Below are 22483 nucleotides of genomic sequence, written 5' to 3' on the forward strand. Positions count from 1 at the left end.
CCGTGCGGAACTGGCTGGCGGGACTCTCCGCCGTCGTGTCCGCGCTCGCCATCTCAGCGGGCGTGATCGTGCTGACCTGGATTCCGCCGGAGCAGTCGGTCTCGTTCGCCGAACCCGCGGTCGTCCCGGGGGAGGACGGGGCCCCGCTGGCCTTGCCCGCCGACAGTTCGACGCGTGGCCAGCGGCCCGGCACTATCCGGCTGCCCGAAGGCGGAACGGCGCGACTCATCCGCTCCGAGGTCAACGCCGACGGTGTCCTCCCGATCCCGCGCGGTCTCCGGGACGCGGCCTGGTGGGGCGCGCGGCTCGGCGCCGAATCCGGGACGGCGCTGATCTCCGGGCACGTCAACTGGGGTGGCGCCAAGGGGCCGTTCGACGAGCTGTGGCGGATGCGTGACGGCCAGGAGGTGGCCGTCAGCGACGCGGCGGGCGGTATCTGGGTCTACCGGGTGCGCGAAATCGTCACCGTGCACAAGAGCGAGCTGCCCGCGCAGGCCGCGAAACTGTTCGCGCAGAGCGGTCCGCACCGGCTGGTGCTGGTCACCTGCGGCGGCGACTACCTCGGCGGGACGGACGGCTACCGCGACAACCGGGTCATCGTCGCCACCCCCGTCACCGGCCCGCCCGCCTGACCCCGCGCATTTCGTTCTCTAAACGCGGGAAGTCGATGCAACCCACGTCAGCTCGCGTCGCGTGTCTAGCGACACCGGCCGCTCCGGCGGCTTGAAGCGAGCAAGGAGAAATACCCGATGGTGGGACAGTTCGACGACGGCGCGGCGAGCGGGGAGCAGCCGAAGAAACGCTCCGGCCTGGGCTGGATCCTCGCCTGCGCCGCGATCTTCGTGGTGGCGGCCGTGGTCGCGGTGGTCTTGTTCACCGGAAAGGGTGACCCCGTCAATGCGGCCGCCGAGGGCCAGGCGGGTACGTCCGCGATGCAGCCGCCCGAGGTCCCGGCCGACATCCCGGTCGACAAGGGGCAGGCGCCCGGCACGGTCAAACTGCCCGGTGGCGGCACGGCGAAACTGATCCGCAAGGAACTGACCGCCGACGGGACCCTCCCCATCCCCGAGGGACTCGACGAAGCCACCTGGTGGGGCTCGAAACTGGGCGCCGACCAGGGCGCTTCCCTGCTTTCCGGGCACGTGAACTGGAAGGGCAAGAAGGGCCCGTTCGACGAACTGTGGCGGCTGAAGACCGGTCAGGAGGTCAGTGTCGTCGACACCGACGGCGGCAAATGGGTCTACAAGATCGGCGAGGTCGTCACCGTGCACAAGACGAAGCTGGCCGAGCAGGCGGAGAAGTTGTTCGGACCGGACGGTCCGCACCGGCTGGTGCTGGTCACCTGTGGTGGCGAGTACGTCGGCGGGACCGACGGTTACGAGGACAACCGCATCGTCACCGCGTCCTTGGTCAGCAGGCCCTGACCCGTTCCAACCTCGCCGGAGGTCGTGCGGGGACGGGCGGTTAGTCTTGTCGTTCTAGTCCGATACCCGTCCCCGCATGCTTCGGAGCGTGGAGTGCCCGCCAACACCATTGAGACCGTCGTCAGCCTGTGCAAGCGTCGAGGCTTCGTTTTCCCGTGTGGAGAGATCTACGGCGGTACCAAATCGGCGTGGGACTACGGTCCGCTCGGGGTCGAGCTCAAGGACAACATCAAGCGTCAGTGGTGGAAGACCGTCGTGCAGAGCCGCGACGACGTCGTCGGCCTCGACTCCTCGGTGATCCTGCCGCGCCAGGTCTGGGTCGCGTCGGGTCACCTCGACGTTTTCACCGACCCGCTGATCGAATGTCTTTCCTGCCACAAACGTTTCCGCGCCGACCAGCTGGCCGAGGACTTCTCCGCGCGTACGGGCAAGGAGGTGACCGAGGACGACCTGTCCGAGGTCCCCTGCCCGAACTGCGGCAACCGCGGCGAGTACACCGCGCCGCGTGACTTCAACATGATGCTGAAGACCTACCTCGGCCCGGTCGAGTCCGAGGAAGGCGTGCACTACCTCCGCCCGGAGACCGCGCAGGGCATCTTCATCAACTTCCTCAACGTGCAGACCACCGCGCGGAAGAAGCCGCCGTTCGGTATCGGCCAGATCGGCAAGTCGTTCCGGAACGAGATCACGCCGGGCAACTTCATCTTCCGCACGCGTGAGTTCGAGCAGATGGAGATGGAGTTCTTCGTCGAGCCGGGTGAGGACGAGACCTGGCACCAGTACTGGATCGACGCGCGCACCGAGTGGTACAAGGACCTCGGCATCAAGCCGGAGAACCTGCGCCACTACGAGCACCCCAAGGAAAAGCTCTCCCACTACTCGAAGCGCACCGTCGACATCGAGTACCGGTTCGCGTTCAACGCGGGCCAGGAGTGGGGCGAGCTCGAGGGCATCGCGAACCGCACCGACTACGACCTGACGACGCACTCGAACCACTCCGGAGTGGACCTGTCGTTCTTCGACCAGGCCTCGAAGCAGCGGTTCCGCCCGTTCGTCATCGAGCCCGCGGCCGGTGTCGGCCGGTCGATGATGGCGTTCCTGGTCGACGCCTACCACGAGGACGAGGTTCCCAACGCCAAGGGCGGCGTGGACAAGCGTGCCGTGCTGAAGCTGGACTACCGGCTCGCGCCGTTCAAGGTCGCCGTGCTTCCGTTGTCCCGCAACGCCGATCTCACGCCGAAGGCGCGCGACGTCGCGGCGATGCTGCGGAAGCACTGGAACGTCGACTTCGACGACGCCGGCTCGATCGGCAAGCGTTACCGGCGCCAGGAAGAGATCGGGACGCCGTTCTGCGTCACCGTCGACTTCGACACGCTCGACGACCTCGCGGTGACCGTGCGGGAGCGCGACACCATGGCGCAGGAGCGGGTCGCGATCGACAAGCTCGAGGCTTACCTGGCGGGGCGCCTGATCGGCTGCTGACGCCTTCGGCCAACGCTATGAAAGGTCCTTTCCTTGCAAAATTTGCCAGGAAAGGACCTTTCATTGCATGGGGGGAGCGGTTCGGGGAGCACCACCCCTGACAATTGTCACCCCCAGGTCGTGACGCGCGGCCCAGGGCCGCGAGCCTCGCGAGCGCCAAGCTCGGAGTATGCGAGAACAAGACATCATCACCGGGGCGGCGGTCCGGCTTTCCGGACTGCGTAAGCATTACGGCGACGTCCACGCCGTCGACGGAGTCGACCTCACGATCGCGCCGGGCGAGGTGGTCGCCCTCCTCGGTCCCAACGGCGCGGGCAAATCCACCACGGTCGACATGATCCTCGGCCTCACGGTGCCCGACAGCGGCACCGTGACCGTCTTCGGGCGGGAGCCGGGCGAAGCGGTCGGCGACGGGATGATCGGCGCGATGCTGCAGGGCGGCGCGCTCGTCGAGGATCTCACCGTCGCCGAGACCGTCGGCATGGTCGCGGCGCTGCACCGCAAGCCGATGCCCGTCCGCGAGGCGCTGCGCCGTGCCGGGGTCGAAGACCTCGCGAATCGGCGTTCCACCAGGCTTTCCGGCGGGCAAAAGCAGCGCGTGCGGTTCGCCGTCGCGCTGGTGAGCGACCCCGACCTGCTGATCCTCGACGAGCCCACCGCCGCGATGGACGTCGGCACGCGCCGCGAGTTCTGGAAGTCCATGTACGAGTACACGGACTCCGGACGCACGGTCCTGTTCGCCACCCACTATCTCGAAGAGGCCGAAGAGTTCGCCGACCGTGTCGTGCTGATGCGGTCGGGGCGGATCGTCGCGGACGGTTCGGTCGCGCAGGTCCGTGCACTGGCAGGGGGACGCACGGTCCGCGCGGTCGTGCCCGCGACGGCGGAGCCGGTGATCGCGGGGCTGCCCGCGGTCACCGGGTTCGAACTCCGGGGCGGCCGCGTCGCCATCTCCAGCTCCGATTCCGACACCACACTGCGGGCCTTGCTTGCCCAGGTCCCCGAAGCACACGACATCGAGATCAGCGCCGTCGGCCTCGAAGGCGCTTTCCTTTCCTTGACCGCCGAGACCACCGAGGAAGCCGTCCGATGAACCCGACCTACCTGAAGACCGAGATCGTCCGCACCTTCCGCTCGACCCGGTTCGTGCTTTTCGCGATCGCTTTCCCGGTACTGATGTTCTTGTTGCAGGCCAACGTTTTCGGTGCGAGCGACGTGAATTTCGCCGCGGTGATCATGGTCAACATGATGGTCTTCGGCGCGTTCTCCGCCGCCATGACGAGCGGCGCGAAGCTGGCCATCGAACGGTCCACGGGCTGGCAGCGCCAGCTGCGACTGACGCCGTTGACCGGCGCGGGTTACCTCGGTGGGAAGGGGCTTTCGGCGATGCTCGTCGCGCTGCCGTCCCTGCTCCTCGTGCCGCTGGTCGGCATCCTCTTCCAGGGCGTCCACCTCGACGCCTCCGGCTGGCTGCGGCTGGTGGTCGGCATCTGGCTCGGCGCGATCCCGCTGGTGCTGCTCGGCGTGCTGCTGGGGCAGTTCGGCACGCCGGACTCGATGCAGCCGGTGTCCATGGTCGTCACGATGGGGATGGGTTTTCTCGGCGGGCTGTGGATCCCGATCGACGGGATGCCGTCGTGGCTGGCCGACATCGCCCAGATCACGCCGACGTACTGGCTGATCCAGCTGGTCCGCCCGGTCGTCACGGACCATCTCACAGTGAGCTTCCCGGCGGCACTCGGTGTCCTCGCTGCCTGGACCGCGGTCCTCGGTGCGCTGGTGGTCAGGCGTTACCGTAAGGACAGTGCGCGGGTCTGAGAAGGGTGAACCGGTGAACGACTACCCGGGCAGGGTGAAGACGGGCCTGAACAGCCGTGAGAACTGGTGGGCGGACATGCCGCCGCGAACCGGCCGGGGTCCCCGGCCGACGCGGTGGGTGATCTTCGGTCTCGCCTTCATCCTGCCCAGCTTCGTCCCCGCGGCGGTCGATCTGGCCACCGGCGGGGCGACCGGGAAAGAGCTGGTGATCGCCGCGCTCCTGCTCTGCTACGGCTCCTGCTACGTGCTGTTCCCGCTCACACTGCGGCCGTCCCGGCGGAAGACGACCTACGTCTTCTCGGTGCTGATGCTGCTCATCGGTCTCGCCCTGGTGTTCCTGCAGGACAACAACCCGTACATCCTGATCTACGCGACGGCGGTGCTGGCCTTCACGCTGCCGCCGGCGTGGGCGCTGATCCTCGACGGCGGCGCGCTGCTGCTGGTGCTGGCCGTCCACCTAGCGGTCGGGAAGTACGACTTCGGGGACCTCATCGCGGTCACTTCGATCACCGCGGCGATGTTCTTCATGGCGAACCTGGTCCGCGCGGTGCGGAAACTGGAGGCGGCGAACCAGGAGATCGCCACGCTCGCGGTGGCGGGTGAACGCGAACGCCTGGCGCGGGATCTGCACGACATCCTCGGCCACAGCCTCACCACCATCACGGTGAAGGCCGGCCTCGCCCGGCGGATGCTGGAGAGCGGTATGGACGGCGGCCGCGCGCTGGAGGAGATCCGCGAGGTCGAAGGCCTGACCCGCAGCGCGTTGTCGGATATCCGCGCCACGGTGTCGGAGTACCGCGAGGTGTCGCTCTCGGCCGAACTCGCCGGGGCGCGGGCGGCGCTGCGGGCGGCCGAGATCGACGGCGATCTGCCGCACGCGGTGGACAACGTCGAACCGGGCCTGCAGCGCACTTTCGGTTATGTGCTGCGGGAAGCGGTCACCAACGTGCTCCGGCATTCCGAGGCGAAGCGGGTCAAAGTCCGCTTCGGTGAGCGATGGCTGGAGATCGAGGACGACGGCCAGGCCGGCGAGGCCCCGGCGGGGAACGGCCTGCGCGGGCTCACCGAACGGCTGGACGCCGTCGGTGGGACGCTGGAGGCCTCCTCGCGACCAGGAGGAGGATGGCTGGTCCGGGCCGAGGTACCGGCCACCGTCGTGGTGAGCGACCCGCGTGCGTCGTTCACCGAAACAGCTGGAGAGTGTGCGTGATCCGGGTCCTGCTCGCCGACGACCAGGCGATGGTGCGCGGGGCGCTGGCCACCGTGCTCGGCCTCGAAACCGACATCGAGGTGGTCGCCCAGGCAGGCTCTGGCGACGAAGTGCTCCAGCTGGCGAAGGAAACGGCCCCGGACGTCGCGCTGCTCGACGTCCAGATGCCGGGCAAGGACGGCCTCGAAGCCGCCGCCGAGCTGCACCGCGCGCTGCCGTCGTGCCGGATCATCATCTGCACGACCTTCGGCAGACCCGGGTATCTCGCGCGGGCGATGGCGGCGGGCGCCGCCGGATTCGTGGTCAAGGACGCCCCGCCGGAACAACTCGTCGACGCCGTCCGCAGAGTCCACAGTGGACTCCGCGTGGTCGATCCCGCGCTCGCCGCCGAATCCCTCGCCACCGGCGCGAGTCCGCTCACCGGACGCGAACACGACGTCCTCACCGCGGCGAAGGACGGCAGCACGGTGGCCGACATCGCCAAGGCGCTGCACCTTTCCGACGGCACCGTGCGCAACCACCTTTCGGCCGCGATGGGCAAGACCGGCGCCAGGACACGGGCCGAGGCGGTGCGGCTCTCGGAAGAGCGTGGCTGGCTCTGAGATCGACTCCCGCCTCTGCGAGAATCACCATCGTGAGTACCGCCGAACGGACGAAACCCACCCGAGCGAGCCGGGTGCGCCGGCTCGTGGCGGGAGTGCTGCTGATCGTCTTCGCGGTGATCGGCGGAACGGCGTTCCGGGTCTGGCAGGTCGCGCGGGACGACGTGCGCGACCAGGCCGACGTCATCGTGGTGCTCGGCGCGGCCCAGTACAACGGCAGGCCGTCGGGGATCTTCGAGGCGCGGCTGGCCAAGGCGAAGACGCTCTACGAGCAGGGTGTCGCCAAGACGATCGTCACCGCGGGCGGCAAGAAGGCCGACGACAACTACACCGAGGCCGACGCGGGCGCGCGGTGGCTGCGCAAACACGGTGTCCCCGAGTCGGCGACCCTTCCGGTGGGTGAAGGCAGCGACACCCTGCGCAGCCTGCGGGCGGTCGCCGAGCAGGTGCAGAAGCGGGGCTGGAAGACCGCCGTGCTGGTCAGCGACCCATGGCATTCCTTCCGCGCCAGGGTGATGGCCGACGACCTCGGACTGGAGACCTGGACGTCGCCCACCCATCGCGGCCCGATCGTGCAGACCCGCGAGACGCAGGCGCGCTACATCGTCCGCGAGACCGGTGCGCTGCTGTATTACCGGCTCACGAACTCCCCGGCGGACGCCCTGTTCGGTACCGGCGAGGTCTGACACCCGATAGGTGTCGGTGACCGCGCTTAAGCTTGGCTGGTGAGCGACACCTACACCCAGGCCGATACCGCGCGCCTGCTGCCCGAGCGGCCCAAGGGCGCGGCGCTGGAAGGCGCCAAGGACGGGCGGAGCGCCTTCGCCCGTGATCGGGCGCGGGTGCTGCACTCGGCGGCACTGCGGCGGCTGGCAGGCAAGACCCAGGTGGTCGGGCCGGGTGAAGGTGCCGAGGTCAGCGGCGTGCCGCGCACCCGGCTGACGCATTCGCTGGAGGTCGCGCAGATCGGCAGGGGGATCGCGGACGAACTGGGCGCGGATCCGGATCTGGTGGACACCGCCGGGCTCGCCCACGACATCGGGCATCCGCCGTTCGGGCACAACGGCGAGCGCGCGCTGGACGAGGTCGCGCAGCCGTGCGGCGGATTCGAGGGCAACGCGCAGACGCTGCGGATCCTGACCAGGCTGGAGCCCAAGGTCCTGCTCGAAGGCGGGTTGGTCGGCGGGCTGAACCTCACCCGTGCCTGCCTCGACGCCTCGACGAAGTACCCGTGGCAGCGTGAAGAGGGCAATCCGAAGTACGGCGTGTACGCCGACGACGCCGAGGTGTTCGCGTGGGTCCGTGACGGCGCTCCCGAGCGGCGCACCTGCCTGGAAGCGCAGATCATGGACTGGTCCGACGACGTCGCGTATTCGGTGCACGACGTCGAGGACGGTGTACTGGCGGGCCGGATCTCGTTGCAGGTTCTGGCCGATTCGGAAGAACGCGCCGCGGTGGCCGAGGCGGCGCGGCGGTTCTCGGCTCAGTCCCAGTCCACTTTGGAGGGTGCGGCGAAGGAACTGCTGGATCTGCCGGTGGTCGCGGAACTCATCAAGCCCGGCCTCGACGGTTCACTCAAGGCGCAGGTCGCGCTGAAGCGGCTGACGAGCGAGCTGGTCGGCCGGTTCGCGACGGCGGTCGTCGGCGCGACACGGGAGGTGTACGGCGAAGGCCCGCTGAGCCGCTACGCCGCGCAACTGGTCGTCCCGGAGCAGGTCGCGGCCGAGGTCGCGCTGTTCAAGGCGCTCGCGCTGCGGTACGTGATGAGCGACAGGCGGCGTCTGGCGATGCAGGACGGCCAGCGCCAGACGCTCGCCGAACTGGTCGGGGCGCTGTGCCACCGCGCGCCGGACGCGCTGGACGGCCTGTTCCTGCCCGCGTGGGAGGCGGCGCCGGACGACGCGGCCCGTCTGCGCGTCGTCGTCGACCAGGTGGCGTCGCTCACGGACGCGCAGGCCTACGCGTGGCATGCCTGGCACACCGGCCGGCACGGCTGAGTGCCGGCGTTCCGGGTCCGTGAAGGACTCCTTGAGGGACCTAGAGTCCCTCAAGGAGTCCTTCACGGACCCGGCCGCTACCCGGCGCACCACCGTAGGTACCTAAACACCGTTGGTTAGAGCCCGAATCGCCACTCACGACGAAGTCCGGTCGGCGTCCAGAATCAGGTCTGCCCTGCCTCGACTTTGCCGGGGCCCTGTGGCTCAGCCGAGGGAAGGGGGCCTTCACGGCCTCTCCAAGAAAAAAGACCGATATTCGCGTCCGGAGCTTGATCAACGGAGGATCCGGGACACTCAACGTCCCCGATCCTCCGTTGATCAAGGTCGTGCCGGGTCACGACCTCTGGCAGACACCCGAGTGGGGAAGATTTCGGACAGGAGACGGACGGGCCCGTCCACGGTACGGTCTGCGGCATGGGCGCTGTCGAAAGCCACCTCCGGTTTGGTCTGGACCTCTACCGGGTGCTGGCGAGCCGCACGGAGAACGCGTGCTTCTCGCCGTACTCGATCGCGAGCGCGCTCGGCTTGGTGACACAGGCCGCGAAGGGGAAGACCAGAGAAGAGCTGATCGCGCTGCTCGGCGATCCGGACGAACTCGCCGACCTGCTGGGCAAGGCCTCGTCGCTGCTCGACGACGGCCCGGTGCTCGCGGTCGCGAACACGCTCTGGGCCTGGGACGGGCTGACACTCGAAGACTCGTTCCGCGAGGAACTGGCGGCGTGGCCGGGCGGCAGGGTCGCCAGTGCCCCGTTCAAGGACGACCCGGAGGCCGCGCGACGGCTGATCAACGTCGATGTCGCCGAGGCCACCCGCAAACTGATCCCCGAGCTGCTGAAGCCGGGGACGGTCGCGCCGGACACCGTCGCCGCCATCGTCAACGCGCTGTATCTCAAAACCGCGTGGACCAACCCGTTCTCGCGTGACAACACCGCGGACGCGGACTTCCACGCGCCGTCCGGAACGCGCAAGATACCGACCATGTGGCTCGAAAAGCAGCTCGACCACACCCACGAGGACGGCTGGCAGGCCATCCGGCTCGGTGCGGAGGGCGGCGTGGAGGCGGTCGTCCTGCTGCCGGACGGGAACCTCGACGACGCCGAACTCGACGCGGGCAAGCTGGCGCGGCTGCTGGAGAACACCCGGTCCAAGACGATCGCCCTGTCGCTGCCGAAGCTGAACCTCGACGTGGCCAGTCCGCTGACGGGGAAGCTGCAGGAACTCGGCGTGCGGACCATGTTCACCGGGCGCGCCGACCTCACCGGACTCGCCGACGACGACCGGCTCGAAGTGTCCGAGGTCGTCCACCAGTCCGTGCTTCGCATCGACGAACAGGGACTCGAAGGCGCCGCCGCGACCGCGGTGCTGATGCGGTTGACGTCGCTCATCGTCGACGAACCGCTCGAGGTCACCGTCGATCGCCCGTTCCTTCTGCTCGTGAGGCACGCCTCGACGGGTGTGATCTACTTTCTCGCCCGCGTAGTCGAGCCGTGAGGATGGTCAGTGAGTCTTTTCCAGGCTGAGGCGGCGGCCGTGGAGGCCGGGGAGACTCCCACGAGACCTCGCCGGTTCGCCGGTGCCGACGCCGCCATCATGGGTGGCTTCCTGCTGTTCGCTTTCCTGCTCTACAACGGGCTCTGGCTCGATCTCGAAGAGGGCTACCTCTGGAACAGCGCGTCGGACCAGAACCTGTGGGAGTGGTTCTTCTCCGTCACCGCGGACAACGTGCTGCACCTGAGGAACCCGCTCACGACGCAGTTCCAGAACCATCCGCTCGGTGTGAACCTGATGGCCAACACGGCCATGCTCGGCGTCGGCATCCCGCTGGCGCCGGTCACGCTCATCTTCGGCCCGACGGTCACCTGGGCCATCGCGCTCACCGGCGGTCTCGCCGGCACCGCCGCGGCCTGGTACTGGGTCTTCTCGCGGCATCTGGTCACCAACCGGGTCGGCGCGGCGATCGGCGGCGCGTTCTGCGGGTTCGCCCCGCCGATGATCTCGCACGGCAACGCGCATCCGAACTTCGTCGCGTGGTTCGTGCTGCCGTTCATCGCGCTGCTGGTCTTCAAGATCGCCCGTGGCGAGCGCCCGGTCCGCAACGGGATCTTCCTCGGACTCCTGGCGGCGTACCAGATCTTCCTCGGCGAGGAGCCACTGCTGATCTTCGCGATGGCGTTCGTGATCTTCGCCATCGCCTACTTCGCGACGAACTACCGCGAGTTCCCGCCGATGGCGAAGCCGCTGGGAATCGGTGTCGGCATCGGCGTCCTCGTGGCGCTGGTGCTGTGCGCTTTCCCGTTGTGGTGGCAGTTCTTCGGCCCGCAGAGCTACCAGGCGATCGAGCACGGCTCCGTCGGCAACGACACGGCCGCGTTCACCCGGTTCGCGACGCAGTCGGTGGCCGGGCAGCCGCAGGCCGCGGCGGACGTGTCGATGAACCGCACCGAGGAGAACGCCTTCTTCGGCTGGCCGCTGATCGTGCTGATGGTGGTGATCACCGTCTGGCTGTGGCGCGAGGTGTTCGCGCGGGCGCTGGCGATCTCGATGTTCGTGATGGCGTGGCTTTCCCTCGGCGTGCAACTCGTCGTGGTACACGAGGAAACCGGCGTTCCCGGGCCGTGGAAACTGCTGTCGGAACTGCCGCTGTTCGAATCACTGCTGGAATCACGGCTCGCGATGGGCTGCATCCCGCTCGTCGGCGCCCTGCTGGCGCTGGCGACCGAGCGGGCCTGGTCGGTCGCGGCGAACCTGCCGGAAGTGCCGGGGGAGCGGCGATTCCCGTTGCGGCTGGTGTGGATCGGCGTCGTCATCGCGGTACTGCTGCCGATCGCGCCGACGCAGCTGATCGTGAAGGACCGGCCGCCGACACCGCGGTTCCTCGCCGACGGCACCTGGCGGACCTACGTCGCGCCCGGCGGCACCGTGGTGCCCGTTCCGTTGCCGAGTTCCGGCGAATCCGAGCCGCTGCACTGGCAGATCGACGCGGGACTCGGCTACTCGATGCCCGAGGGCTACTTCGTCGGGCCGAGCGGCCCGGACGACAAACGCGGCCGCTACGGCGCCATCCAGCGGCCGACGTCGATCATCTTCGACCAGATCAAGCAGACCGGCGTGCCGGCGACGATCACCGAGTCGCAGCGTGAGCAGGCGCTGGAGGATCTGCGGTACTGGAACGCCGACGTCCTCGTGCTGATCCCGCGCGAACACCAGGACGCCTTCCGGGCGACGGTGGACCTGCTGCTGCGGAAGCCCGCCGAGTTCGTCGACGGCGTCTGGATCTGGGACGTGCGGGCGATCACCCCCTGACACCTCTATGCATTTAGAGGACTAAATGCATGACGCACGTCACTGCGGAGCACCTGTCACGTCCTCGCCCGGGGTCTCGTCCACCTTCTGATCGGACCCGCACGAGGAGGACACCATGCCGCGCATTCCCGTTGTCAAGACCGCCGACGCCGGCTTCCTGCTGAAGCTGATCTACAAGTTCGCCGGGAAAAGGTTCGGCGCCGTCCCCGAGCCGATGGCCGTCTACGCGCACCACCCGGCACTCCTCCGGGCCAACGGCATGCACGAAATGCTGGCGGAGAAGGCCAGCAAAACACTGCCGTCGAACGTGCGTGAGCTGGCCGTGTACCGCGTCGCGACGCAGCTCGGCTGCTCGTGGTGCATCGACTTCGGCACCATGCTGCAGCTGCACGAGGGACTCGACATCGAACGGCTGAAGAACATCGACGACTACGCGAAGTCGCCCGCCTTCACCGAGCAGGAACGGCTCGCGCTCGCCTACGCCGACGCGATGACCGCGAGCCCGGTGACCGTCACCGACGAGCAGGTCGCCGAACTGGAACGCGAGTTCGGCCGCAAGGGTGTCATCGAGCTGACGTACCAGATCGGGCTCGAGAACATGCGTGCCCGGATGAACAGCGCGCTCGACATCACCGCGCAGGGCTTCACTTCGGGCGACGCCTGCCAGATCCCGCTTCCCTGACGCACCTCACCCGTGCGTTTCGTCCTCTGAATGCGGTAGTTGCACACGCAAGGACCGCGTTCAGAGGACGAAACGCGGTCAGGCGCCGACGCGGGCCCGCGCGGTGGTGAGCTTGTCCGGGTTCGCCATGTCGTAGATCGTCACGATCTTCCCGTCGCGGATGACGAACGCGTCGACGTGCTCGTCGAGCGCCCGGTACTCGCCGGAGGCCGCCTGCGGCGGCAGGTAATACCCGACGTCGCCGTTGACCAGCGCGAGCCTGGCCTTCTCCATCCCGGCCGGGTCGTACATCCGCATGAGCCCCTGGAGCAGCCGGGTGACCTTGTCGAATCCGGCGACCGTGCGCGCCGCCGTGCGCGCCTTGCCGCCGCCGTCGCCGATGAGGACGACGTCCGGGTGCAGCACTTCGGCCACCGCCTGGATGTCGCCGGTGAGCATCGCGGTCATGAACTTCTCGATGATCTGCTGCTGTTCGAGCAGCGCGGTCCGGGGCGGCGGGTCGGCGTCGGCGACCGCGCGGCGACCGCGGGAACCGTGCTGCCGGGCGGCTTCGGTGGTGCAGCCCAGGATCTCGGCGATCTCGCCGAACGGCACCGAGAACGCGTCGTGCAGGACGAACGCGACGCGCTGCTCGGGCGTCAGCCGGTCGAGGACCACCATCGCCGCCATCCGCATCCCGTCGTCGCGGACCGCGACGGTGAGCGGGTCCTCCGACGACGGCGTGCCCAGCGGGCCGAGTACCGGCTCGGGCAGCCATTCACCGACGTACCGCTCGCGGCGCACCACCGCCGACCGCAGCCGGTCAAGGCAGATCCGGCTGACGACGGTGGTCAGCCACCCCTTGTGGTCCTCGATCGCCGCGCGGCGATCGGAGTCCAGGCCGCTCAGCCGCAGCCATGCCTCTTGAACGGCGTCTTCGGCGTCGGACAGGGCGCCGGTGAGCCGGTAAGCGACGGACACCAGGTGAGGGCGCAGCTCGGCGAACTTCCCGGCGAGTTCATCCAGGGCGGTACTCATTCCCCGAGTGTGCCGCACAGCCCTCCGCGAGCGGGAACTAGAGTGGTGAGCGTGGCAGGACGGATTCGGGACAGCGACATCGCGGAGGTGCGCGAGCGCAACCGGATCGACGAGGTCATCGGTGATTACGTCGCCCTTCGCAGCGCCGGTGGCGGCAGCCTGAAGGGGCTTTGCCCGTTCCACAACGAGAAGACCCCGTCGTTCAACGTGCGCCCCTCCCACGGCACCTTCCACTGCTTCGGCTGTGGTGAAGGTGGTGACGTGATCAAGTTCGTCCAGAAGATGGATTTGATCTCGTTCGTCGAAGCCGTCGAGCGGCTCGCGGACCGCGCGGGCTTCCGGCTGACCTACGAGGGTGGCGGCGGAAGCGTCCAGCGCGATCGCGGCACCCGCTCCCGGCTGATCGAGGCACACCGCGCGGCCCAGGAGTTTTACGCCGAGCAGCTGCTCACCCCGGACGCGCGCGCGGCACGGGACTTCCTGTCCGAGCGGGGCTTCGACGCCGCCGCCGCGCAGACGTTCGGCTGCGGCTACGCGCCCGCGGGCTGGGACAAGCTCACCAAACACCTCCTCAACCGCGGGTTCGAGGTCAAGGAACTGCTCACGGCCGGACTGGCCAAGGAAGGGCAGCGCGGCCCGATGGACCGGTTCAACCGGCGGTTGCTCTGGCCCATCCGCGACGTCGGCAACGAGGTCGTCGGGTTCGGCGCGCGGCGCCTGTACGACGACGACCGTGTCTCGGCGAAGTACCTGAACACCTCGGAATCGCCGATCTACAAGAAGTCGCAGGTGATGTTCGGCCTCGATCTGGCCAAACGCGAGATCGCGAAGCGGCACCAGGTCGTCGTGGTCGAGGGCTACACCGACGTGATGGCGATGCACGCCGCCGGGGTGCCGACGGCCGTCGCGTCGTCGGGGACGGCGTTCGGCGAGGACCACATGAAGGTCCTTCGACGGCTGATGATGGACGACGACGCCTTCCGCGGCGAAGTGATCTTCACCTTCGACGGTGACGAAGCAGGCCAGAAGGCGGCGCTGAAGGCTTTCGAGGGTGACCAGACCTTCGCGGGGCAGACCTACATCGCCGTCGCTCCCGACGGCATGGATCCCTGCGAACTGCGGCTCGCCAAGGGCGACACCGCCGTGCGCGATCTGGTCGCGCGGCGGATCCCGCTGTTCGAATTCGCGATCAAGAGCATGCTCAAGGGTTTCGACCTCGACTCGGTCGACGGCCAGGTCGCGGCGCTGCAGAAGACCGTCCCGATGGTCGCGGGCATCAAGGACCGCGCCAGCCGCGACGGCTACGCGTCGAAGCTCGCGTGGTGGGTCGGCTGGCAGGACGCGGCGCAGGTGGTGAACCGGGTCCGCGGCAGCGCGGGCGCCACGGCGAAACGCTCCGCCACCATCGAAGTCAGGCGGCCCGCCCAGGCGGCGACCGCCACCATGGAGGAGGACCTGCCGAGGCCCGCACCCGGCGACCCGCGGTTCATCGCGCAGCGTGAGGCCCTCAAAGCGGCGCTGCAGCAGCCGATGCTCGCCGGCGCCGAGTACGACGCGCTCCCCGAGGACGCGTTCACGCATCCGGTGTACATCGCCATCCACAAGGCACTGCTGGCCGCCGGGGGAGCGGGTTCCGGGCTGACCGGGCCCGCGCTGCTCGACGCCGCCGCCCCGCACTGTCCACAGGGGACGGTGCGACGGGTGCTCAGCGAGCTATCGGTGGAACCGTTGCGCGCCAAGGGCGAGGTCGACTCGCGTTACATCTCCGCGCAGCTCGCGGCGGTGCAGGAAGCACTGGTCGGCCGCCAGATCAACGAGATCAAGTCGAAGCTCCAGCGGCTTTCCCCGGTCGAGGCACCGGACGACTACCGCGCGCTGTTCGGCGACCTCGTCGCGCTCGAGCAGTATCGGAAGGCGCTGAAGGAACAGGCCATCGGCGGATTGGACTGAGTGCTCATGGGCTGGCTGCGTCACCTGCTCGGTGACCGTGTCCCGGCGGATTTCGACGGCTCGCTGGACGACGGCGAACACGTCGTCGGGAGCGCGGCCGTCGAGGGCGGCGGTTACCTGCTCGTCACGCCGCTGGGGCTCTGGATCCCGGCCGAGCCGGGACCACGCCGGGTCGGCTGGCATCTCGTCGGCAAGGCCGCGTGGTCCGACCGCGTGCTCACGCTGACTGAGTCCCAGGAGACCGGCACCGCCGGGAAGGCCGTGCTGCTGGCGGACAAGGCGCCCGTGCGGTTCAAGCTTCCCCGGCCGGGCAAGGTGCCGCTCCTGCTGAGGCAGCGGGTCGACGGCTCGGTCCGGGAACGGCACCGCAAGGACTTCGGGACCGGGGGAGCGTGGTTCGTCGAGCGCAAGATCCCCGGCCAGGACGGCACGGTGCTGCAGGTGCGGCCCGATCCCGGCACCGACGTCGACGTGGTCAAGGCGATCGCCGAGGAAGCGGCGGAGAAACTGGCCCGGAAAGTGGCCAAGCCACGCGGCTAGCAGTACGCTCGTACTGTATCGCTGGGAGGCGCCATGTGGGATCCGGTCAAGTACCTCGACTACGCCGACCTGCGGGCCCGGCCGTTCCACGACCTCGTCGGGCGGATACCGGCCGCGAAGCCCCGCCGGGTCGCCGACCTCGGTTGCGGCCCCGGAAACCTGACCGCGGGTCTCGCCGAACGCTGGCCGGGCGCGATCATCGAGGCGAGTGACAGTTCGCCCGAAATGGTCGAAGCCGCGCGCTCACGAGGCGTCGACGCCCGGGTACTGGATGTCAACGACTGGGTGCCCGAGCCGGACACCGACGTCGTCATCTCGAACGCCGTCCTCCAATGGGTCCCCGAGCATCGGATCCTGCTCCGGCGCTGGGTCGACCTCCTGCCGTCCGGGGCGACGCTCGCGTTCCAGGTCCCCGGCAACTTCGACGCCCCCTCGCACGCCCTGGTCCGCGCGCTCGCGCGCACCGAGGAATGGGCGCCGCGTCTCGCCGACGTCGTCCTGCGGGAGAACGAGGCCGTCGACAGCCCGCTCGGCTACGGGAACCTACTCGCCGACGCCGGATGCGCCGTCGACGCCTGGGAGACGACCTATCTGCAGCGGCTTTCCGGGGAGAACGCCGTGCTCGAATGGATCACCGGCACCTCGCTCCGGCCGGTCAAGGACGCCCTCCCGGGCGCAGACTGGGACCACTTTCGGGCGCAGATCGCCCGCGAACTGGACAAGGCCTACCCGCCGCGCCCCGACGGGACCACCTGGTTCGAGTTCCGGCGCGTTTTCGTGGTCGCCGTCGTCCCCTGACGGCAGAAAGGGGCCCTTCACCGCGTCAGGTGCCAATGCCAGGGATTTAAGGGGTGGCGCCCGCCGTTCTCGATCGTCCACAAGGGACACAAGTCAAGTAGAAATGTCTGTTTAGCTACTGTTTGACCGTATCCTTAAGTCCGTGAAGGCCTCCTTACCTACCTTGAAGGTAGGTAAGGAGGCCTTCACGGACTTCCCACACCTCGTCGGCGGCCGACTGTCGCTCGCATCGGGCCGTTACGACCGGGGAAGCTTCCCGAGCTGGGCAAGCGCACCAGAAACACGCCAAGCCGCTGCCCTTAAGTTCCTGGCATTGGCGTCAGGTGCGGCGAAGGGCCCCTTCGCTTCGTCTCAGAGCACGGGGTCAGCGCTGGGGCCGCCCGAACCGCTCACCGACCTTGGCGCGGGCGATCCCGGCGGCGCCCTGCACCATGGGGTGGTCGGCGATCTTGCGGTAGGTCCGCACGATCTGCTCGTACCGTCCCCGGCCGGCCTTCGCGCCCAGTACATAGCCCGCGGCCGCACCCAGCAGGAACATCTTCATCCGAGTCAACGCCTCCGTTCGATCTTGCTTCAGCTGCCATTGTCCCTCAAAACGCGAGCTTGACGAGGTCGTGCGCGAAAGTGGGGGTGGGTGCGCGGCCACTGGAGGGCATGGGCTAAAGTTCTCTCATCGGTCGGAGCGATCCGGCCGGTACGGAGCACGATCCCCTGTAGCTCAACTGGCAGAGCATTCGGCTGTTAACCGGAGGGTTCTTGGTTCGAGTCCAAGCGGGGGAGCACAAGCCCAGGCCACACGGCCTGGGCTTCTTCGTTTTTCAGGGGACAGAACGCTTCCTCAGCTCACAGCGGCCGCTTCTCGCGCCGGGCGGATCCGGCTCAGCTGCAGGAGGCTGAAGCCGAACAGCAGGACGCCGAGCGGGACGTGGACCGCCGTCAGGTGCGCGATTCCGAGGAACACCTGCACCAGTGTGAGTCCGAGGAACGCGGCCGCGGGCAGGATCGGCTTGACGGAGCCGCCGCCCGGCCGCCAGACGAGGATCGCGGTGAGGACGTGCAGGGACGCGACGATGAACAGGGTGTAGGCCGTGGCGCTGTGCAGTGTGTGGCCGTTCGGCATGGTCAGCAGGAGGCCGGCGGTGATCGGGGTGAGGAAGACGGCCAGCGTCTGTACGGCGATCGCGACGCGCAACGGGGTCGGCATGTGAACTCCTTCGAGTGGACGTGTCCGAAGGAGGACGAGGGAGCGATCGGAAACGTGACAGCGGTGCGTTCGCAGGGCGAGGTCAGTCGCAGGCGAGGTTGGACAGCAGCCGGCAGTGGTCACAGCGGAAGTCGAAATGATCGAGCAAGGGCTCGGCCAGCCGCCACCCGCGGTGGCAGGATGGGCAACTGAGCTGTTCCTCCCCGCGGCGGCGGCCGCGGTATCGGAACAGGTAGTAGTAGGTGGGGCGTCCGGTGGACTCGGTGATCTGGTCGCAGATGTCGCGGCCGCGTCGGGTCAGGCTGCTGCGTAGGCCGCTCATCTCGGTCAGGCCGGGGTGTTCCAAGGTCGAGCAGTTCATCTGCAGCGTGTCGCACGCCTGGTAGTCGGACTGCCAGGACAGGACCAGGTGGTAGCTGGACGGGTCGGTCGGCGGGATCCGGTACAGCGGGACCGGGCCGAAGCAGTCCAGGCACCGTAGCGGCGACTCCACGTGTAGGTAGGTGGTCCAGAGCAGGTATCCGCCGGGTTCCCGGCAGGCGCACGGCTCCGCGCCTCCCGGATCCGGACCCAGAACCTCGACCAGCGGGGTGTCCAGTCCGGCCGGGGTGAGCCCGTCCAGGTCGCGACGGACCCACTGGTTGTGCAGGCGCGGGTCGAGGCTGACCGGCTCGGGCGCCATCACCACGACGCGGTACTCCGGGCCGGTATCGAAGACCGGCCAGTCCCGTCCGAGGAGCTGGCCGTTCTGTCGCAGCGCACCCAGCAGTCCGCTGATCGCGCCGGTCACGGCGTCCTCGTCCGCGACGGCCGGCACGTCGACCTTCTTGAAGGTCAGCTGTATGACATGGACCATGGCGAGATCATCACACCACTCCCCGCCGTCGAACACCCGATTTCCGCGACGACCGCAATCGATCAATCCGAAGGTGTTTCCACCGAATCCGTATCCACGGCACGGCCCCTTGCTCATATAGGAGGAATCGGATAGTCCGGACGGAGGGAGTGACGGTGATGGAGTTCGACGTCCTCGGACCGATCGCCATCCGCTGCGGAGACCGGCCGGTGCGGCTGGGCGGCAGACTGCAGCGGTCCCTGCTCGGTGTCCTGCTGGCCCGCGCCAACACGACGGTCGCGGCCGAGGTGCTCACCGACGCCCTGTGGGGCGAGCAGCGCGACGATCGGCCCCAGCAGAGACTCCATCTCCACGTCCACCGGCTCCGTCAGGTGCTCGATGAGGCCGGGCGACTGGCGTTCGGCCATGGTGGCTACGAGCTCAAGGCGGAGGCGGGCGAACTCGACGCCGAACGCTTCGAGACGGCGCTCGGGCGCGCGAGGGGGATCGAGGACCCCGCGCGGCGCGTCGGTGTTCTCCGGCCGGCAGTGAAGCTTTGGCGCGGTACGCCGTTCGGCGGTCTGGATGTTCCCTTGCTCTCCACCGAGGCACAACGCTTGTCCGAGCTCAGGCTGGCCGCACTCGAGGAGCTCTATCGAGCGGAACTCGCGTGCGGGAACCACTCGGTGGTGGTCGGCGAGCTCGCCGACCTGCTGCGCGAGTATCCGTTGCGGGAGTCGTTGCACGGCCTGTACATGCTCGCGCTCCATCGCGCGGGACGGCGGGCCGACGCGCTGGCGGCGTATCGGTCCGCGCGTGCGGTTCTCGTGGCCGAACTCGGTCTTGAGCCCGGCCCCGAACTGCGAGGTATCGAGCAGCGGATTCTGGCGGGCGAACCGGTACGGCCGGGTATCGTGCCGATGCAACTTCCGCGCGACGTCAGGGACTTCGTCGGACGGACCACCGCGCTGTCCGAATTGGACAGTCTGTTGGACGTCCCCGGCGGGTCCGGGGCGATGGCCGTGGTGACCGGGACCGCCGGAGTCGGCAAGACCGCCTTGGCGCTGCACTGGGCACATCGGGTGCGGGCGGAGTTCCCGGACGGTCAGCTTTACGCGGACCTGCGCGGCTACGGCACGGAACGACCGATCCCGCCGGAGAACGTGCTCACCGGGTTTCTTCGGGCTCTCGGTGTCGATGGCCCCGCCATCCCCCAGGAACCGGTCGAGCGCGCCGCTCTCTTCCGCAGCCTCGCGGACAACCGGCGGATCCTGATCGTGCTGGACAACGCGAGCACGGCCAGGCAGTTACGCCCTTTACTGCCTGGGACCGCCACGTGTTTCGTCCTGGTGACGAGCCGTGATTCGCTCGCCGGGCTGGTCGTCCGCGAAGGTGCCCACCGGATCCGGCTCGACCGGTTGCCCCTGACCGACGCGGTCGATCTGCTGCGTTCTCTGCTCGGTGCGCGGGCGAAGGCGGATCTGGCGGCGCTGAGCCTGTTGATCGACCGCTGTGGCCGGTTGCCCTTGGCGCTCCGGATCGCCGCGGAGGCCATCCGGAACAGCACGGATCTGACCGTCGCCGGGCTGGCGGCCGCGCTCACGGACGACCAGGGGTCACTCGACGTGCTGGACGCGGGCGGCGATCCGCAAACCGCGCTCCGGCCCGCCTTCTCGTGGTCGTACCGGCACCTCCCGCCGGAGGCCGCCCATTTGTTCCGGCGATGGGGGCTGTTTCCGGGTGCCGAGGCGAGCGTCCACGCGCTGGCGGTACTGGCGGGGCGGGATGTCCGAACCACGCAGCGCAACATCGAGCTGCTCGTCCGGGCCAACATCGCCGAGGAAGCGCCGGGCGGGCGATACGGCATGCACGATTTGCTCCGCGCGTATGCGAAGGAATGCAAGAAGGTCGTGGCGCCGGACGAGGCCGCGGAGGCCATCCGGCGATTGCTGGTCTGGTACCTCCACACCGCCGCCGCGGCCCAGCACGCGCTGGATCCCCGGGCCCGCACCGTCGTCTTGCCCACGTTGGACGTTCCCGGGCCCGCGCTCACCTTCGCCGACCGCGGCGCGGCACGGGCGTGGTATGAGGCCGAGCGCGGCACACTCGTGGACGCGGTCCGCCTCGCCGCCGATATCGGCGAGCACGCCGTCGCCTGGCGGCTGGCCGCTGTACTCCTGGCCTTCTTCTATGTCGGCAAATATTGGGACGACTGGCTCGAAACCCATCGGATCGCGCTCGCCTCGGCGCGGGCCTGCGGTGATCGCGACGGACAGGCGGACATCCTCAACAGCCTCGGCGTCGCCTACAGCGATCTGAAGCGCTACGCGGAGTCCATCGGGTGTCATCGGGAAGCCGAAACGCTGTACCGGTCGACGAAGAGCACCCGCAACCGGGCCTGGAATCTGAACAACCTCGGTGTCGCCTACGACGACACGGGGCGCTTCAACGAGGCGGTCGCCTGCTATCACGAGGCGCTCGCGCTCTTCCGTGAAGCGGGTGATCCGCGTGGAGAAGGGTTCTGTCTCAACAATCTCGGGGACGTGCACCGGCAGTTGCGGGAGTTCGAACCCGCGTCGGACCGGCTCCGGCAGGCCATGATCGTGCAAGAACATTCCGGCGATCGCGACGGGCAACGGTTCACGCTGCGGACCTGGGGTGATCTCTGCCGGGACACCGGCGATCCCGAACAGGCGATCCGTCACTACCGGCGGGCCCTGGACATCTGCCGGGAGCTGGGTGAGCGGCATCGCGCGGCGACGCTGCACGTCCGCCTCGCCGACGCGCTGGAGGCGGTGGCCCGGACCGAGGAGGCCCGGGAGTGTCTGCGAGAGGCGTTGTCCGTCGTCGCCGACCTCGACGAGTCCGTCGCTTCGGCGATCCGGTCACGCCTGCGGGCGGGTGGGGCCGGCCCCCCTGCGACCGGCCCCACCTCAGGTCACCTGACCCGCAGGTAGAGGTTCACTTCCTTGCCCTTACCCGACTGCTTGAAGTACTTGAGTTTCCCGACGCCGCAGGCGGTCACGCTGGTGAAGGTGCCGCCGCTCGGGAAGTTCCCGTAGACCTGAGCACACCGGCCGTCGGCCCGAGTGTCCTTGACCCAGCCGTCGGCGGTGACCTTGCCACTGCTGTCGCACAGCACGGTCCACGCCGCCCGGCCACCCGGCACGTCGGCGAACTTCTTGTCGCCGCACTTGCCCATGACGGTGATCGTGCCGTCGGTCGCGGCGACGGCGGGCGTGGCGACGGCCAGCGCTCCGCCAAGAACGGCTCCGGACAGGGCGACGGTCACGGCCGCGCGCTTGAGGATTCGCATTCGGTTCCCCTCATCTTCGTTGTGTTCCGACGACGAAGAGACTCTCTGGAGCCGCTTTCTTTCCGCTTTCCTCGCGCTTCGCTCGGCGGAGATGGTGCGGCGCAGGACCCAGCGCGCGGATCGCGGTGATCAACGAGGCGTGAAGGCCGGCTCGCACTTGGCGGACCTCCAGGCGACTTGCACGGTTGCGCGAAGGGGTCGTGAGTGATTTGGGTCGTTCTATTGGGGGGTAAGGCAAACGTGTCGTGTCTCGGGCGAGGCGGTGGGCTGGGTGACGCGGCACCGCACTGGCCTTGCCGAAGTAC

Annotated in this window: 21 protein-coding genes and 1 tRNA gene; 17 read left to right on the plus strand and 5 right to left on the minus strand. The window is 68.6% G+C overall.

Annotation, left to right across the window (positions count from 1 at the left end; translation table 11 throughout):
* Nucleotides 1-2: 2 nt before the first annotated feature.
* The 12 genes from ACZ7KI_RS40800 to ACZ7KI_RS40855 all read left to right on the plus strand — a co-directional run bounded on the left by ACZ7KI_RS40800 (nt 3) and on the right by ACZ7KI_RS40855 (nt 12518).
* A complete protein-coding gene (locus tag ACZ7KI_RS40800) occupies nt 3-632 on the plus strand; it encodes a class F sortase (RefSeq protein ID WP_470278359.1) in 630 nt (209 codons plus the stop codon).
* A gap of 117 nt (nt 633-749) precedes the next feature.
* On the plus strand, nt 750-1424 hold the full coding sequence (locus ACZ7KI_RS40805; protein ID WP_470278360.1) for a class F sortase: 675 nt from the start codon (nt 750-752) through the stop codon (nt 1422-1424).
* Between the two features lie 93 nt (nt 1425-1517).
* Entirely contained in the window at nt 1518-2906 is a 1389-nt protein-coding gene (locus ACZ7KI_RS40810; RefSeq protein WP_061982755.1) for a glycine--tRNA ligase, read from the plus strand.
* 169 nt (nt 2907-3075) lie between these two features.
* A complete protein-coding gene (locus ACZ7KI_RS40815; RefSeq protein WP_470278361.1) occupies nt 3076-3999 on the plus strand; it encodes an ABC transporter ATP-binding protein in 924 nt (307 codons plus the stop codon).
* On the plus strand, nt 3996-4724 hold the full coding sequence (locus ACZ7KI_RS40820) for an ABC transporter permease (protein WP_470278362.1): 729 nt from the start codon (nt 3996-3998) through the stop codon (nt 4722-4724). Before ACZ7KI_RS40815 ends, ACZ7KI_RS40820 begins: the two co-directional genes overlap by 4 nt.
* Before the next feature lie 13 nt (nt 4725-4737).
* On the plus strand, nt 4738-5934 hold the full coding sequence (locus tag ACZ7KI_RS40825) for a sensor histidine kinase (RefSeq protein WP_470278363.1): 1197 nt from the start codon (nt 4738-4740) through the stop codon (nt 5932-5934).
* Nucleotides 5931-6536 (plus strand): response regulator, encoded by a 606-nt coding sequence (locus ACZ7KI_RS40830; protein WP_470278364.1) that lies wholly within the window; start codon nt 5931-5933, stop codon nt 6534-6536. Before ACZ7KI_RS40825 ends, ACZ7KI_RS40830 begins: the two co-directional genes overlap by 4 nt.
* Nucleotides 6537-6568: 32 nt before the next feature.
* On the plus strand, nt 6569-7222 hold the full coding sequence (locus tag ACZ7KI_RS40835; protein ID WP_470278365.1) for a YdcF family protein: 654 nt from the start codon (nt 6569-6571) through the stop codon (nt 7220-7222).
* A gap of 39 nt (nt 7223-7261) precedes the next feature.
* Entirely contained in the window at nt 7262-8533 is a 1272-nt protein-coding gene (locus ACZ7KI_RS40840) for a deoxyguanosinetriphosphate triphosphohydrolase (protein ID WP_470278366.1), read from the plus strand.
* Nucleotides 8534-8947: 414 nt separating this feature from the next.
* Complete coding sequence (locus ACZ7KI_RS40845; RefSeq protein WP_470278367.1) at nt 8948-10024, plus strand: serpin family protein; 1077 nt, start codon at nt 8948-8950, stop codon at nt 10022-10024.
* A 9-nt stretch (nt 10025-10033) separates the two neighbouring features.
* Nucleotides 10034-11836, plus strand: coding sequence for a glycosyl transferase (locus tag ACZ7KI_RS40850; RefSeq protein WP_470278368.1), 1803 nt, complete (start codon nt 10034-10036; stop codon nt 11834-11836).
* Between the two features lie 115 nt (nt 11837-11951).
* Nucleotides 11952-12518 (plus strand): carboxymuconolactone decarboxylase family protein, encoded by a 567-nt coding sequence (locus tag ACZ7KI_RS40855; RefSeq protein WP_470278369.1) that lies wholly within the window; start codon nt 11952-11954, stop codon nt 12516-12518.
* A gap of 78 nt (nt 12519-12596) precedes the next feature.
* On the opposite strand, the gene ACZ7KI_RS40860 is transcribed toward ACZ7KI_RS40855, so the two are convergent.
* Complete coding sequence (locus tag ACZ7KI_RS40860; protein WP_470278370.1) at nt 12597-13535, minus strand: sigma-70 family RNA polymerase sigma factor; 939 nt, start codon at nt 13533-13535, stop codon at nt 12597-12599.
* A 42-nt stretch (nt 13536-13577) separates the two neighbouring features.
* Between ACZ7KI_RS40860 and dnaG the strand changes: the two genes are divergently transcribed.
* From dnaG to ACZ7KI_RS40875, 3 genes are read left to right on the plus strand one after another with little or no spacing between them, the layout of a single operon-like run.
* A complete protein-coding gene (gene dnaG / locus ACZ7KI_RS40865) occupies nt 13578-15485 on the plus strand; it encodes a DNA primase (RefSeq protein ID WP_470278371.1) in 1908 nt (635 codons plus the stop codon).
* A gap of 6 nt (nt 15486-15491) precedes the next feature.
* Nucleotides 15492-16025, plus strand: coding sequence for a hypothetical protein (locus ACZ7KI_RS40870; protein WP_470278372.1), 534 nt, complete (start codon nt 15492-15494; stop codon nt 16023-16025).
* Nucleotides 16026-16058: 33 nt separating this feature from the next.
* Nucleotides 16059-16823, plus strand: a complete 765-nt coding sequence (locus ACZ7KI_RS40875) for a trans-aconitate 2-methyltransferase (protein WP_470278373.1) — start codon at nt 16059-16061, stop codon at nt 16821-16823.
* Nucleotides 16824-17187: 364 nt separating this feature from the next.
* Here ACZ7KI_RS40875 and ACZ7KI_RS40880 read toward each other — a convergent pair whose 3' ends face one another.
* Nucleotides 17188-17367 carry a hypothetical protein gene (locus tag ACZ7KI_RS40880; protein ID WP_465506733.1) on the minus strand — a complete coding sequence of 60 codons (180 nt, stop codon included), beginning with the start codon at nt 17365-17367 and terminating at the stop codon, nt 17188-17190.
* A gap of 163 nt (nt 17368-17530) precedes the next feature.
* On the opposite strand from ACZ7KI_RS40880, the gene ACZ7KI_RS40885 reads away from it, so the two are divergent.
* Nucleotides 17531-17603: transfer RNA gene (locus tag ACZ7KI_RS40885), tRNA-Asn, on the plus strand.
* Nucleotides 17604-17661: 58 nt separating this feature from the next.
* On the opposite strand, the gene ACZ7KI_RS40890 is transcribed toward ACZ7KI_RS40885, so the two are convergent.
* Both ACZ7KI_RS40890 and ACZ7KI_RS40895 read right to left on the minus strand, forming a co-directional pair.
* Nucleotides 17662-18027 carry a hypothetical protein gene (locus ACZ7KI_RS40890; protein ID WP_470278374.1) on the minus strand — a complete coding sequence of 122 codons (366 nt, stop codon included), beginning with the start codon at nt 18025-18027 and terminating at the stop codon, nt 17662-17664.
* Between the two features lie 82 nt (nt 18028-18109).
* Entirely contained in the window at nt 18110-18883 is a 774-nt protein-coding gene (locus ACZ7KI_RS40895) for a DUF2310 family Zn-ribbon-containing protein (protein ID WP_470278375.1), read from the minus strand.
* A gap of 158 nt (nt 18884-19041) precedes the next feature.
* Between ACZ7KI_RS40895 and ACZ7KI_RS40900 the strand changes: the two genes are divergently transcribed.
* Nucleotides 19042-21819 carry an AfsR/SARP family transcriptional regulator gene (locus ACZ7KI_RS40900; protein ID WP_470278377.1) on the plus strand — a complete coding sequence of 926 codons (2778 nt, stop codon included), beginning with the start codon at nt 19042-19044 and terminating at the stop codon, nt 21817-21819.
* On the opposite strand, the gene ACZ7KI_RS40905 is transcribed toward ACZ7KI_RS40900, so the two are convergent.
* Complete coding sequence (locus tag ACZ7KI_RS40905; RefSeq protein ID WP_470278376.1) at nt 21801-22178, minus strand: hypothetical protein; 378 nt, start codon at nt 22176-22178, stop codon at nt 21801-21803. The genes ACZ7KI_RS40900 and ACZ7KI_RS40905 overlap by 19 nt on opposite strands.
* Between the last annotated feature and the right edge of the window lie 305 nt (nt 22179-22483).

The sequence above is a fragment of the Amycolatopsis sp. NPDC039088 genome (genome assembly GCF_055598845.1).

Excerpts from the sequence above, each read along its gene's own strand:
- ACZ7KI_RS40805 (WP_470278360.1), top strand. The coding sequence starts at position 750 with ATGGTGGGACAGTTCGACGACGGCGCGGCGAGCGGGGAGCAGCCGAAG.
- ACZ7KI_RS40815 (WP_470278361.1), top strand. The coding sequence starts at position 3,076 with ATGCGAGAACAAGACATCATCACCGGGGCGGCGGTCCGGCTTTCCGGA.
- ACZ7KI_RS40820 (WP_470278362.1), top strand. The coding sequence starts at position 3,996 with ATGAACCCGACCTACCTGAAGACCGAGATCGTCCGCACCTTCCGCTCG.
- ACZ7KI_RS40845 (WP_470278367.1), top strand. The coding sequence starts at position 8,948 with ATGGGCGCTGTCGAAAGCCACCTCCGGTTTGGTCTGGACCTCTACCGG.
- ACZ7KI_RS40855 (WP_470278369.1), top strand. The coding sequence starts at position 11,952 with ATGCCGCGCATTCCCGTTGTCAAGACCGCCGACGCCGGCTTCCTGCTG.
- ACZ7KI_RS40860 (WP_470278370.1), bottom strand. The coding sequence starts at position 13,535 with ATGAGTACCGCCCTGGATGAACTCGCCGGGAAGTTCGCCGAGCTGCGC.
- ACZ7KI_RS40870 (WP_470278372.1), top strand. The coding sequence starts at position 15,492 with ATGGGCTGGCTGCGTCACCTGCTCGGTGACCGTGTCCCGGCGGATTTC.
- ACZ7KI_RS40875 (WP_470278373.1), top strand. The coding sequence starts at position 16,059 with ATGTGGGATCCGGTCAAGTACCTCGACTACGCCGACCTGCGGGCCCGG.
- ACZ7KI_RS40880 (WP_465506733.1), bottom strand. The coding sequence starts at position 17,367 with ATGAAGATGTTCCTGCTGGGTGCGGCCGCGGGCTATGTACTGGGCGCG.
- ACZ7KI_RS40890 (WP_470278374.1), bottom strand. The coding sequence starts at position 18,027 with ATGCCGACCCCGTTGCGCGTCGCGATCGCCGTACAGACGCTGGCCGTC.
- ACZ7KI_RS40895 (WP_470278375.1), bottom strand. The coding sequence starts at position 18,883 with ATGGTCCATGTCATACAGCTGACCTTCAAGAAGGTCGACGTGCCGGCC.
- ACZ7KI_RS40900 (WP_470278377.1), top strand. The coding sequence starts at position 19,042 with ATGGAGTTCGACGTCCTCGGACCGATCGCCATCCGCTGCGGAGACCGG.
- ACZ7KI_RS40905 (WP_470278376.1), bottom strand. The coding sequence starts at position 22,178 with ATGCGAATCCTCAAGCGCGCGGCCGTGACCGTCGCCCTGTCCGGAGCC.